An 11930-nucleotide genomic window follows, 5' to 3' on the forward strand; every position below is an offset into this window, starting at 1 on the left:
CCCACCGGATGGGTGCAGTAAGGTGAGGTGATGTCCCGACCCTTCACGCTGCTCCTCGTCGAGGATGAACTGGCTGACGCCGAACTGTTCCAGGACATGCTCGTGGAAGTGGCCCCCGACATTCAGGTCACGCACGTCGAGCACGGCCAGGCCGCCCTGGACCACCTCACGCGCACCCAGCCGGGCCGCCCGGACCTGATCGTGCTGGACCTGAACATGCCCGTCATGAACGGCCACGACTTCCTCGCGCAGGCCAAGACCATCCCCGCGCTGCGCGGCATTCCCGTGCTGGTCCTGTCCACGTCCGACCACCCGGAGGACATCCACCGGGCGTATGACGGTCAGGCCAGCGGGTATGTCCTGAAGCCCGGCACGTACCAGGAGTACACGCAGGTGCTCTCCACCATCCAGGCGTACTGGCGCGGTCTGGTCAAGCTGCCCAGCGTGGAGGAACTCACGGGGACCTGACCGCCCCCACCCGGAGGTCGCCATGCCCGCCCCCCGCCGCACCCTGATTCCCACCGAGACCCTGCTGCGCGCCGCCCGCAGCGCCGCCGAGCGCCTGTCTCACCTCAGCCGTGACCCCGAGGTGCGCCGCGACGCCGCCGAGGTGGCCCGCAGCGTCGCGAAACTGCTCGCCTCGGTCCGCCGCGCGGGCCACCCGCCCCGGCGCCCCTGAGCGCCACAGCACAAGAAGGAGAGGCGACACTGGCCTCTCCCTCTGTCTGACCGCGCGGCTTACAGCAGCGCCAGCAGCAGCTTGTGGACCAGCCAGCCCAGCGCAATGCACACCGGAATGGTGTAGATCCACGCCTGCACGATCCGTCCGGCCACCTGCCACTTGACCTTCTTGAAGCCCTTGGTGGTGCCCACGCCCATGATCGCCGTGCTGATCGTGTGCGTCGTGCTGACCGGGATGCCCAGGCGACTCGCGCCGTCAATGATCAGCGCCGCGCTCGTCTCGGCAATGAAGCCGTCCACGGGCTTGAGATCCACAACCTTGAAGCCCATCGTCTTGATGATCCGCCAGCCGCCCACGGCGGTCCCGGCGCCCATCGCGGTCGCGGCGGCCAGAATCACCCACAGCGGCACGATCTCGATCTTGGTGTTCGTGTACGCCGCCAGCGCGAACGTGATGATCCCCATGGTCTTCTGCGCGTCGTTCCCGCCGTGCGAGAAGGCCATGAACGCCGCGCTCAGGATCTGCAGCGAGCGGAACGTGCGGGTCACGACGCGCGGCTTCATCCAGCGTAGCACCAGCCACGAGATCAGCAGGAACAGCAGGATCGGAATGATGAACCCCAGCGCCGGGGAGTACACCAGGCCCATCAGGGTCTTCTTCACGCCTTTCGGGATGATGATGCCCCAGCCGCCCACCGCGACGCCCGCGCCCACCATGCTGAACACCAGCGCGTGACTGCTGCTGCTGGGCAGGCCCTTCCACCACGTGAAGAGGTTCCAGGCGATGGCGCTGACCAGCGTGGCCCCCACGAGGTGCAGCGTGGCGTAATCCTGCGGAATGATGTCTTTGCTGATGGTCTTGGCGACCGCCGTGCCCGCCAGGGCGCCCACGACGTTCAGGACGGCGCTCATGGCGATCGCCTGCGCGGGCGTCAGGACCTTGGTGGCCACCGACGTGGCAATCGCGTTGGCGGTGTCGTGAAAGCCGTTGATGAAGTCAAAGATCAGCGCCAGCGCCACGATGACGATCAGGCTGAGAAGTGCAGTGTCCACAGCCGGGCCTCAGGCGTTCTTCAGGAGGATGCTTTCAACGGTCTTCGCCACGCGCTGCGCCTGATCGCTGGCGTTCTCGATGAGCGCCACGATCTCGCCGCCGCGCATGGCGCGGATCATGCCCTGCACGTCGTTCACGCCGTGGTACAGGGTACGCTGCACCTCGTCGCTGATCGTGTCGCCCTGGTCCTCCAGCGCGCGGATCTCCTTGGCGATGCGGGTCAGCTCGCCTATCTTGCCGCTCTGCTCGATCATGGGCATGCCCTGCGCGAGCAGCGCGCACTGCTGCTCGACCACGCGGGCCAGGCGCGCCATGGCGGGCAGCGGGGCCTCCACGCCGTACAGGCTGAGTTTGCGCGCGGCGTCCTCCATGTCGTCCACGAGGTCGTCGAGTTCGTCGTTCAGCGCGATGATGTCCTCGCGGTCAAAGGGCACGATGAACGACTCGGCCAGCAGGCTGGTCACCTCGGCGCTCAGGCGGTCCCCCTCGTGCTCCAGGTCACGGACGCGCTGGACTTTCGTGTCGACATCGGTGTAGTTCTCCAGCAGGTCCACGAGGGCCTGCGCGGTCGCGTGCGCGTTGCGCGCAGCGGCGGCGAACTTTTCACTGAACTTGGGGTTGCTGGGCATGAATTTTGACAGAACCATGACAATCCTCCCGATTCTCCACCCGAATGTCATGGGAATGTCAGCCCGGGCGGTCAAGGTTGGGCGGGAGGGCCCGTCTGGTCGCCTCCCGCCGTTGAAGCTTCAGTGTACTGGGTTCAGGGCAGCTTGAGGGGTTCCGTGAACGTCGCGCGGCACTGGTTGGCGCAGTCCGTGCTGTTGGCCCCCGCCGGCGTGCTGCCCGCGCTGGGGATGATGTCGCCCGCGCCGTAGCCGTCCCCGCCGAAAATGCCGCCCATCAGGCCGATCCCGGCGGCGGGCTTGCCGCTCAGGCCCAGCGCCGTCCAGGGAATCGCGAGTTCCACGGTCTGCTCGGGGGCCGTGCCACTGCTGGCCTGCAGGTAGTCGGCGGCGTTCACCTCGGGCGTGGCCGTATCACTCTGCACCAGGCGCAGCTGGGCCTTCTCTGTGCCGTAGCGGGCGATGAAGGCGTTCACGCCGTCCACCTGGCCGCTGAAGGTCGCGGCGCGCTTCCAGGCCTCGAACTGATCGGCCTGTTTCGCGCCGCCGGGCGCGGTGTCTAGGTACAGGATCGCGCTGTTGCCGTCCACCCGGTACGTGTACGCGAGGTACAGGTACTGGGCGTCACTGTCGGCCCGCAGGGTCAACCAGTTGTTGTTCGCGCCGAAGGTCCCCTCGGCGGGACTCTGCGCGCTGACGGCGGGGGCGGTCCAGTCGCTCAGGTTGCCGTCGATGGTGTACTTCGTGCGGATGTCGCGCGCCAGGTCAATGTTGGCGTTCTGCGCGGGCGCCGTGACGTTCAGGGTGCCGTCCAGGTAGCCGCCCGCGCTGGCCTTCAGGGTCTGCGCTCCGGCGGGCACGCGCAGGGTGTACGTGCCGTCCGGGAAGGTGACCGCGTAGTTCAGGTCGGAGTTGGCGCTCGTGGCTTCCACCAGGGCCCCGCCCAGGTTCTGCCCGCTGCCCGTGACACGCCCGGTGATCGTGGCGGCCGGGACGGGCTGCTCGGTGAAGTCGTACGTGCCGCTGTAGGCGTTGCCGTTCGTGCCGACCACGTAGGCGCGGTCGCCCTGACCCGGGGCCTCGTAGCCGCCGTTCTTCGCGCTGGCGCTGTCGTTCCCGAACTTGAACTTCACCTCACGGAACAGCGGCAGGTCGATGCTGGTCTTCCACACGCCCGGCGTGTCCTGGGTCATGGGGTACTCGATCTGGCTACCGGTGTCGAAGCGGCGCAGTTCGATGGGCCCGTTGCCCTGCGTGCGGGCGTCTACGGTGAACGTCACCTTCGCGGTGTTCTTGCTGCTCGGCGTGCCCGTGACCGTCACGCCCCTGCTCTCGGCCCCGGCGCTGTCCACGGTGACCACGCGGAAGGTGGTGTTGACGTCGTTCGTCAGGCCGCGCACCAGGAAGCTGCCCTGCGTGGCGGGAATGGGCGCAAAGTTCACGAGGCGCTCGGTGCCGCCAGCGGGCGTCACGTACACGCGGTACCCGGCGACCTTCGCGTCCGTGCCCGGCGTCCAGATGAGCTGCGCGGCGCTGTCCCCAGCCTTCACGGTCAGCCCCGCGACTTCGGGCAGCGCCGGGTTCACGGTGCCTGCCGCGCCGGAGCCGCCGGGGGCGGTGACGGCCAGCACGCTGCGGGCGGGCACGCGGCCGACCAGTTTGCCGCCGCTGACGCTCAGGGTCATGACGCGGCCCGTCACCTCGGTCAGCGTGGTGCCGGAGAAGGTGCCCAGCAGCGGAATCCCGCTGCCACTCAGGCTGCCCAGGTCCAGGTCCGTGTCGCCGTTGTTCACGACGAACACCACCGGCTGCCCGGCCACGCCCTGCACACCGCTGATCACGCGCCGGTAGGCCAGGACGGGCGCGCCACCGTTCGGGCGCCAGAGTTCCTGCTGCGCGCCGCGCGTCAGCGCGCGGTACTTCGCGCGGGCGGCGGCCAGGGCTCCCAGGCGCTCGTCCAGCGTGCTGCTCCCCAGGCGCGTGAAGTCCATGTCCTCGCGGTTGCCCTCTCCCAGCGGGTAGTCGTAGGGATCACCCTTGCCGGCCTGCGCGTACTCGGTGCCCTGCCAGACGCTGGGTGTCCCACGCGAGAAGTACATGGTGGACAGCGCCAGGTCGAGGCGCTCGGCGGCCTGCGCGGCGCTGCCACCCCGCTCGGTCACCTCGCTGACGAAGCGGCGCACGTCGTGGTTGTCCACGAAGGTCGTCAGGCGGGTGGGGTCACGGTACACGCCGTCCTGCGCGAACACGTCCGCCATGCGGTCGAGGTTGCCGCCCGTGCTGCTCATCTGATCCTTGAAGGCGTAGTACAGCGCGAAGTCGAACACGCTGGGCGCGCCCAGGTCGTTCATGAAGCGCGCGAGGTACGCGGGGTTGCCGTCGAACACCTCACCCACCGACCAGATCTTGGCCGGGTCGCCCGCGCCGCCCGCCTTGAAGAACTGCGTCCAGTACGCGTCGGGCACGTGCTTCATGGTGTCGATACGCAGCCCGTCGATGCCGGTCGCGCCGCGCCAGTACGTCACGAAGTCGTTCAGGTACGCGGTGACGGCCGGGAGTTCCTGCTTGAAGTCCGGCAGGCCCGCCAGATCGCAGTCGGTGGTCTTGTTCGTGGACGCGTCGCAGTCGGCTTTCGTGTGGAACCAGTCGGGGTTCGTCTTCGTGAGGGTCGCGCCGTACCCGGCGTGGTTCACCACGATGTCCTGGATGACCTTGATGCCGTTCCTGTGCGCCGTGTCGATCAGGGCCTTGTACTCGTCCAGGGTCCCGAAGTGCGGATCGACCTTCTTGAAGTCCTCGGCCCAGTAGCCGTGGTACCCCGCGAACGGTTTGCCCAGGCTGGGGCCGCTGCCGGTGTTGATCGCGGGGACCTGCAGCACGACCGGGCTGACCCAGATGGCCGTGAAGCCCATGCGCTTGAAGTACCCCTCGTCGATCTTGGCTTTCAGGCCCGCGAAGTCCCCGCCGTGCCATGCCAGGGGGTTGGTGCGGTCGGCGCGGTCGCCCGCGTCACGGTTGAGGCCGTTGTCGTTGGCGGCGCTGCCGTTGGCGAAGCGATCGGTCATCGCGAAGTAGATGACCTCGTCCTGCCAGGCGCGCGCCGCGCCGGGGGTGGGGGCTTTGTACAGGCTACAGGCCGACAGAGACAGCGTCAGGGCTGCCAGGGCGCCCGCGCGCCCGACCATATGGAAGCGTTTCATGTTAGGTCTATATTCAAATGGGAAGCGCTTCCGAAAGTCAATCTTCACCGTTCGCTCACGACGCAAGGACGCTGACAGTTCCCCGCCGGTCCCCGCCCCTACGCTGACCCCATGAAAGCCACCTGGAACGGCGTGACCATCGCCCAGTCCGACGACACCGTGGTCGTCGAGGGCAACCACTACTTCCCCGCAGGCAGCGTGAACCCCGAGTACCTGCGCCCCAGCACCACCCACACCACCTGCCCCTGGAAGGGCGAGGCCAGCTACCACAGCCTCCACGTGAACGGGCAGGAGAACCCCGACGCCGCGTGGTACTACCCCACGCCCAAGGACGCCGCGCGGCAGATCGCGGGCCGCGTCGCCTTCTGGAAGGGCGTGCAGGTCACCCAGGACTGAGCGCCCCTCGCAGGTCCGGCCGGGTCAGCCCACCAGGATGTCGCGCTCCGGCGGGTACTTGATCACCCCGCGGGACGTCTCGCGCAGGTTCAGCGCCAGCGCGAACGTCACGGGTCCGATCCGGCCCAGGTACATCAGCGCGCACAGGACGATCAGGCCCGCGTCGTTCAGGCGGTGCGTCACGTCCAGGCTCAGGCCCACCGTCGCGGCGGCGCTCACCGTCTCGAACAGCAGCGGCGTGAACCCCAGCGTGGGGTTCGTGACCAGCATCAGGAAGAAACCCGTGAACACCAGCAGCGTGTAGATGGTCGTGATCGTCCCGGCGCGCACCACGTTCTCGGGCACGATCTGCCGCCCGAACGCGATCAGTTCCGTGCGGCCCCGGATCAGGTTCCAGGCGCTGACCAGCAGGATCGCGAAGGTGCTCGTCTTGATCCCGCCGCCCGTGGAACCGCTGTTCGCGCCGATGAACATCAGCGCGATCATCACAAAGACGCTGCCCGGCGCCAGGGCCGTCATGTCCACCGTGGCGAAGCCCCCCGAGCGCGGTGTCACGCTCTGGAACACGGCGGCCAGCAGCTTGCCGCCCGTGCCCAGCCCCTTCAGGGCCCCGCTCCACTCCAGCGCGAGCAGCACGGCGGCGCCCAGCACCAGCAGCGCCCCGGTCGTCACCAGGGTCAGGCGGCTGTAGACCATCAGGCGGTTGCAGCGCGGATTGGCCAGATGAGTCAGGACGTTCAGCTGCACCAGGAAGCCCAGCCCACCCAGCACGATCAGCAGCGCGATCACCCCGCTGACCAGGGGGTCCTGCACGTAGGGCGCCATCCCACCGGGCAGCACCACGAAGCCCGCGTTGTTGTACGCGCTGACCGCGTGGAAGGCCGCCTGGTACAGGCCCTCGCCCAGCCCGAACTGCGGCACGAAGCGCGCCGAGAGCAGCAGCGTGCCCACGCCCTGCGCCGCGAAGGTGTATACGAAGATGATCCGCACCAGCCCCAGCACGCCGCCCACGTCCAGGGCGTTCACCTGCTGCGCCAGCTGCTGCCGCTCGCTGAAGTTCACGCGCCGGCCGGTCAGCAGCGCGAACAGCGTCCCGAACGTGATGATCCCCAGGCCCCCCACCTGCGCCAGCAGCAGGATGACGACCTGCCCCAGCCGGGTGAACGTCTCGCCGGTATCGGCCACGACCAGCCCCGTGATGCAGGTGGCGCTCGTCGCGGTGAACAGCAGCTCCACGCTGCTCAGGGTGACGCCCGGGCGGGTCATGCCCGGCAGGTGTAGCGCCGCCGCGCCCACCGCGACGCCCAGCAGGTACACCAGCGCGATCAGCTGCGGGGGATTCAGGCGTCGCCGCCGCAGTCGCCGGCTCATCCGATCAGGATGTCCTTGTCGGCGGGGTAGCGGATGAGCGCGCGGCTGTCCGGGCGGTTGAACGCCACCGCGAACGTCAGCGGCCCGATGCGGCCCAGGAACATCAGCAGGATCAGAACCACGTGCTGGTCCGGGTTCAGCAGCGGCGTGGTGTTCATGCTCAGGCCCACCGTGCCGAACGCACTGACCGCCTCAAAGAACAGGTTCACGAACAGCACGTCCCCGCGCGTGTTGAACACCAGCAGCAGCAGGAACATCCCGTTCACCAGCCCGATGCTCAGCAGGCCGACCGTCATGGCCCGCAGGATCGTGTCCGTGTCGATGCGCCGCCGGAACAGCGTCGTGTCGCGCCGCCCGCGCACCATGCTCCAGGCGGACGCCATCATCACGTAGAAGGTGCTGGTCTTGATGCCGCCGCCCGTCCCACCAGGGTTCGCGCCAATGAACATCAGGATGATCGACACGAACAGCGTCGAGAGGTGCATCGCGCCGTAATCCAGCGTGTTGAAACCCGCCGTGCGCAGCGTGACGCTCTGGAAGAAGCTCGCCAGCAGCTTCCCCCCGAATCCCAGCGGCGCCAGCGTCTTCGGGTTGCTCCACTCGAACACGAGGTACACCAGCGTGCCCACCACCAGCAGGGCCGCCATCATGGTCAGCACCAGCTTGCTGTGCACCATCAGGCGATTGCGGCGCGGGCTGAGCAGGTGCGCGACCACGTTCAGCTGCACCAGGAAGCCCGTGCCGCCCAGGATGATCAGCAACGCGATCACCAGGCTCACCAGCGGGTCGTCCACGAAGCCCATCAGGTTGTCGCTGTACAGCGCAAAACCCGCGTTGTTGAAGGCACTCACCGAGTGGAACAGCGCGTAGAAGATGCCCCGGCCCCAGCCCTCCAGCGGCACGAACCGGAACGCCAGGAGTGCCGCACCAACCAGTTCGATCACGAAGGTGTACAGGAAGATGCTGCGGATCAGGCCCAGCACGCCCCCGGCGTTCAGCGCGCCCACCTGCTGCGCCACCCGCAGGCGCTCGGTGAAGTTCACGCGGCGGCGCGACAGCAGCGCGAACGACGTCCCGAACGTGATGATCCCCAGACCCCCCAGCTGGATGAGCAGCATGATCACCAGCTGCCCCGCCCGGTTGAAGTCCCGGCTGGGGTCGATGACGTTCAGGCCCGTCACGCACAGCGCGCTCGTGGACGTGAACAGCGCCTGCAGGAAGTTCACGCTGCGGCGTGTGCCGTCCCCATTCATGCCGTGCAGCCCCGGCAGGGTCAGGATCAGTCCGCCCAGCAGAATGGCCAGAGCGAACGACAGCGCGATCAGCTGCGGGGGGCTCAGGCGGGCCAGGAGGCCCTTGCGGCGGCTGGCGCGACCCGGGTCCAGCGTGGGGGGAGGGGGGGGCACGCTGCTCATAAGGGCGGCCCGGATTCTACGCCCCGCCGCGCAGCCCGTATACTGATCTGCTATGCCGCGCCCCGCCCGCCCCGACCGAAACGCGCCCAAGGGCCGCCCCCGCCCCAAAGTCGATCACCGCACCCGCCAGCCCGCCCGCGAGTATGAACTGGACGTCCTGGCCGGACTGGAAGACGTCGCCGCGACCGAACTGGCCGGCGTGCCCCTGGCCCGCGACGTGCGCGGCCTGCGCTTCTGGTTCCCCGGGAGCCCCGAACGCCTGACCCGCCTGCGCAGCGTCGTCGCCGTGTACCGCATCCAGACCTGGGACGTGCCCCGCCCGCGCGGCCTGCTGGGCAACCAGCAGCTCTCCGAACTCACCGCGTACCTGCGCGAGGTCATCGAGGTCGGCGGGCACCGCTCGTTCCGTTTCGGGGCCGCCGGGAAGGACAGCCCCGTCATGCAGCGCCTCGCGGAGGAGCTCCAGGGCACTCTGGGGCTCCCGCACGACCCCGAAGCGGGTGAACTCCTGATCCGCCTGCGTCCCAGCGACGACGGGCAGGGCTGGGACGTCCTGGCCCGCATCACCCCCAGGCCGCTCAGCGCCCGCCCGTGGCGGGTGTGCAACATGGCGGGCGGCCTGAACGCCACCATCGCCTACGCCGCGCACAAACTCGCCGGGCAGCGCGACAACGACCGCATCTTCAACCCCATGAGTGGCAGCGGCACCCTCCTGATCGAACGCGACCTGATGGGGCCCAGTGCCGCCCTGGTCGGCGTGGACATCAATCCCGAGGCCGTGCGGTGCGCGCAGGAGAACATCCGCGCCGCCAAACGCCAGATCGAGGTCGCGCAGCGCGACGCCCTGCACACCGACCTCCCCGCCCGCTCCTTCGACCTGATCATGGCCGACCTCCCCTGGGGCGACGCGATCAGCACCCACGGCGCGAACGAGACCCTGTACCCCGCCTTCCTGACCGAGATGCACCGCCTCACCAGCCAGCGCGGGCGGCTGTGCGTCATCACCCACGAGATCCGCCTGTTCGAACGCGTCCTCCAGAACCAGCAGAAATGGCACGCGCACGAACTCTTCCAGGTCGCCAGCGGCGGCCACCACCCCAAGGCGTACCTGCTCAGCAAAGGCTGAGGGGCGGCGGGGCGAGGTGACCGCCGCGGTCCCACCCCCCTGCACACCCCGGCCACCCCGCACCCGGCGACCCGGTACGCTGCTCGCATGACCGACCGACCGTTCCGCTGGGGGCTGCTGGGCGCCGCCCGCATAGCCCAGGCCCTCATTCCCGCGATCCGCGAGGCGGGCGGCGAGGTCGCAGGCTTCGGCGCGCGTGACCCGCACTCGGCGCGGGTACAGGCCTTCGCCGAGCAGTGGGACGTGCCAGTGCTCGGCACCTACGAGGACGTCATCGCCGCGGACGTGGACGCCGTGTACAACCCCCTGCCGAACGACGCGCACCTGCCCTGGAGCGTGGCGGCCATGCGCGCGGGCAAGCACGCCCTGACCGAGAAGCCCGTCGCGCTGAACGCCGCGCAGGCGCAGGCCATCGCGGACGCCGCGCGCGAGACCGGACAGCTGCACCTCGAAGCCTTCGCGTACCGCTTCCAGCCGCACGTGGACCGCGTGCGCGAGATCGCCGCGCAGGAACTCGGGGAGATCCGCGCGGTGCGGGGCATGTTCGGGTTCCACATGACCAACCCCGACGACTTCCGCTGGAACGCCGACCAGGGCGGCGGGGCGCTGCTGGACGTCGGCACGTACCCCGTGAACCTCATCCGGCTGCTGCTGGGCGAACCCGCCGCCGTGACCGCCCAGGCCCGCTGGACGCCCGGCGGGGTGGACCTGGGCCTGAGCGGCACCCTGGAGTACCCGCACGCGCTGGCCAGCGTGGACTGCGCCGTGGACTGGCTGCACGACCGCAGCGCCCAGCGCCTGACCGTGATCGGCACGCGCGGCGTGCTGGACGTGGACGGCGTGTTCCACAGCCACACCCAGGAGCCCACCACCCTGCGCGTGGAGGTCGAGGGGCAGGCCCGCACCGAGCAGGCCGGGCCCGGCAACGGCTACGCGCGGATGGTCGCGCACTTCCAGCGCGCCGCGCGCGGTCAGGAGGCGCTGCGCTTCACGCCGGACGACGCGGTCGCGCAGGCCCGCGTCCTCGACGCGCTGCTGCAGGCCGCCCACACCGGTCAGCGCGTGCCTCTCACCCCCTGAAAAGGGGCAGGCCCGGCGCGGCCCGTAGAATGCCGCTCATGACCGACATCCTCCAGGGCTGGCAGCCCGCGCCCGCCGGGCACAAGCACGTCGTGAGCGTCAGCCTGGGCAGCAGCGCCCGCAACGCTCGCGAAGACGTCACTGTGCTCGGCCAGCCGTTCATCATCGAACGCCTCGGCACCGACGGCGATCCGAAGAAGATGGCCGCGCTGTTCCAGGCGCTCGACGGTAAGGTCGACGCCTTCGGACTGGGCGGCGCGGACCTGTACGTCATCGCGGACGACAGACGCTACACCTTCCGCAACGTCCGCGCCCTGGTCAAGAACGCCGTCAAGACCCCCGTCCTGGACGGCTCGGGCCTGAAGAACACCCTGGAACGCGACGCCATCGTGCAGCTTGATCCCATCCTGAACTGGCGCACGCAGAAGGTCCTGATGGTCTCCGCCGTGGACCGCTTCGGCATGGCCGAGGCCCTCGCGCAGCACCACGCGGACATCGTCTTCGGGGACATCGTGTTCGGGCTGAACCTCGACCGGCCCCTGCGCAGCATCACCTCACTGCGCCGCGTCGCCAAGCTTGTGCTGCCCGTCATCACGCAGCTCCCGCAGGACTGGTTCTACCCCACCGGCGCCAAGCAGGAGAGCAGCGTGCAGGGCAGCGGCACGAAGTACTACGCCTGGGCGGACGTGATCGCCGGGGACACCCACTACGCCAAACGCTACGCCCCGCAGGACCTCACCGGGAAGACAATCCTCACACAGACCATCACCGCCGCCGACCGCGACTGGATGAAGCAGCGCGGCGTGAAGCGCCTGATCACCACCACGCCCCGCATGGGCAGCCGCAACTTCGCCACGAACGTTCTGGAAGCCATGTTCGTCGCCCTGAGCGGCAAACGCGAGGCCCTGACCGGCCCCGAGTACCTGGAGTACATCCGGCAGGTGGGCTTCAAACCCGAGGTCAACGAGCTGTAACGGACGG

Annotated in this window: 11 protein-coding genes; 6 read left to right on the forward strand and 5 right to left on the reverse strand. The window is 69.0% G+C overall.

Annotated features, from left to right (window positions below; translation table 11 throughout):
• The first annotated feature begins 30 nt into the window (after positions 1–30).
• Positions 31–468 (forward strand): response regulator, encoded by a 438-nt coding sequence (locus tag IEY63_RS07730; protein WP_189068402.1) that lies wholly within the window; start codon positions 31–33, stop codon positions 466–468.
• A 22-nt stretch (positions 469–490) separates the two neighbouring features.
• Positions 491–679 (forward strand): hypothetical protein, encoded by a 189-nt coding sequence (locus tag IEY63_RS07735; RefSeq protein ID WP_189068403.1) that lies wholly within the window; start codon positions 491–493, stop codon positions 677–679.
• Positions 680–738: 59 nt separating this feature from the next.
• On the opposite strand, the gene IEY63_RS07740 is transcribed toward IEY63_RS07735, so the two are convergent.
• From IEY63_RS07740 to IEY63_RS07750, 3 genes are all read right to left on the reverse strand, one after another.
• On the reverse strand, positions 739–1734 hold the full coding sequence (locus IEY63_RS07740) for an inorganic phosphate transporter (protein WP_189068404.1): 996 nt from the start codon (positions 1732–1734) through the stop codon (positions 739–741).
• Between the two features lie 9 nt (positions 1735–1743).
• Positions 1744–2382, reverse strand: a complete 639-nt coding sequence (locus tag IEY63_RS07745) for a DUF47 domain-containing protein (protein WP_189068405.1) — start codon at positions 2380–2382, stop codon at positions 1744–1746.
• Between the two features lie 116 nt (positions 2383–2498).
• Complete coding sequence (locus tag IEY63_RS07750; protein WP_189068406.1) at positions 2499–5561, reverse strand: alpha-amylase family glycosyl hydrolase; 3063 nt, start codon at positions 5559–5561, stop codon at positions 2499–2501.
• Between the two features lie 111 nt (positions 5562–5672).
• Here IEY63_RS07750 and IEY63_RS07755 point away from each other — a divergent pair, with 111 nt between their 5' ends.
• Positions 5673–5957 carry a DUF427 domain-containing protein gene (locus IEY63_RS07755; RefSeq protein ID WP_155298309.1) on the forward strand — a complete coding sequence of 95 codons (285 nt, stop codon included), beginning with the start codon at positions 5673–5675 and terminating at the stop codon, positions 5955–5957.
• A gap of 24 nt (positions 5958–5981) precedes the next feature.
• On the opposite strand, the gene IEY63_RS07760 is transcribed toward IEY63_RS07755, so the two are convergent.
• Together IEY63_RS07760 and IEY63_RS07765 are read right to left on the reverse strand one after the other, a co-directional pair.
• Positions 5982–7328: a TrkH family potassium uptake protein gene (locus IEY63_RS07760; protein ID WP_189068407.1), complete on the reverse strand. Its 1347-nt coding sequence runs from the start codon at positions 7326–7328 to the stop codon at positions 5982–5984.
• A complete protein-coding gene (locus IEY63_RS07765) occupies positions 7325–8734 on the reverse strand; it encodes a TrkH family potassium uptake protein (RefSeq protein WP_229784559.1) in 1410 nt (469 codons plus the stop codon). Before IEY63_RS07765 ends, IEY63_RS07760 begins: the two co-directional genes overlap by 4 nt.
• A 61-nt stretch (positions 8735–8795) precedes the next feature.
• On the opposite strand from IEY63_RS07765, the gene IEY63_RS07770 reads away from it, so the two are divergent.
• From IEY63_RS07770 to IEY63_RS07780, 3 genes are all read left to right on the forward strand, one after another.
• Entirely contained in the window at positions 8796–9869 is a 1074-nt protein-coding gene (locus tag IEY63_RS07770; RefSeq protein WP_189068409.1) for a methyltransferase domain-containing protein, read from the forward strand.
• Positions 9870–9956: 87 nt separating this feature from the next.
• Positions 9957–10949, forward strand: a complete 993-nt coding sequence (locus tag IEY63_RS07775) for a Gfo/Idh/MocA family protein (protein ID WP_189068410.1) — start codon at positions 9957–9959, stop codon at positions 10947–10949.
• A 38-nt stretch (positions 10950–10987) separates the two neighbouring features.
• Positions 10988–11923: a DUF8754 domain-containing protein gene (locus tag IEY63_RS07780; protein WP_189068411.1), complete on the forward strand. Its 936-nt coding sequence runs from the start codon at positions 10988–10990 to the stop codon at positions 11921–11923.
• Positions 11924–11930 lie beyond the last annotated feature (7 nt).

It is taken from the genome of Deinococcus radiotolerans (assembly GCF_014647435.1).
Classification (GTDB): domain Bacteria; phylum Deinococcota; class Deinococci; order Deinococcales; family Deinococcaceae; genus Deinococcus; species Deinococcus radiotolerans.

Excerpts from the sequence above, each read along its gene's own strand:
- IEY63_RS07730 (WP_189068402.1), top strand. The coding sequence starts at position 31 with ATGTCCCGACCCTTCACGCTGCTCCTCGTCGAGGATGAACTGGCTGAC.
- IEY63_RS07735 (WP_189068403.1), top strand. The coding sequence starts at position 491 with ATGCCCGCCCCCCGCCGCACCCTGATTCCCACCGAGACCCTGCTGCGC.
- IEY63_RS07745 (WP_189068405.1), bottom strand. The coding sequence starts at position 2,382 with ATGGTTCTGTCAAAATTCATGCCCAGCAACCCCAAGTTCAGTGAAAAG.
- IEY63_RS07750 (WP_189068406.1), bottom strand. The coding sequence starts at position 5,561 with ATGAAACGCTTCCATATGGTCGGGCGCGCGGGCGCCCTGGCAGCCCTG.
- IEY63_RS07755 (WP_155298309.1), top strand. The coding sequence starts at position 5,673 with ATGAAAGCCACCTGGAACGGCGTGACCATCGCCCAGTCCGACGACACC.
- IEY63_RS07760 (WP_189068407.1), bottom strand. The coding sequence starts at position 7,328 with ATGAGCCGGCGACTGCGGCGGCGACGCCTGAATCCCCCGCAGCTGATC.
- IEY63_RS07770 (WP_189068409.1), top strand. The coding sequence starts at position 8,796 with ATGCCGCGCCCCGCCCGCCCCGACCGAAACGCGCCCAAGGGCCGCCCC.
- IEY63_RS07775 (WP_189068410.1), top strand. The coding sequence starts at position 9,957 with ATGACCGACCGACCGTTCCGCTGGGGGCTGCTGGGCGCCGCCCGCATA.
- IEY63_RS07780 (WP_189068411.1), top strand. The coding sequence starts at position 10,988 with ATGACCGACATCCTCCAGGGCTGGCAGCCCGCGCCCGCCGGGCACAAG.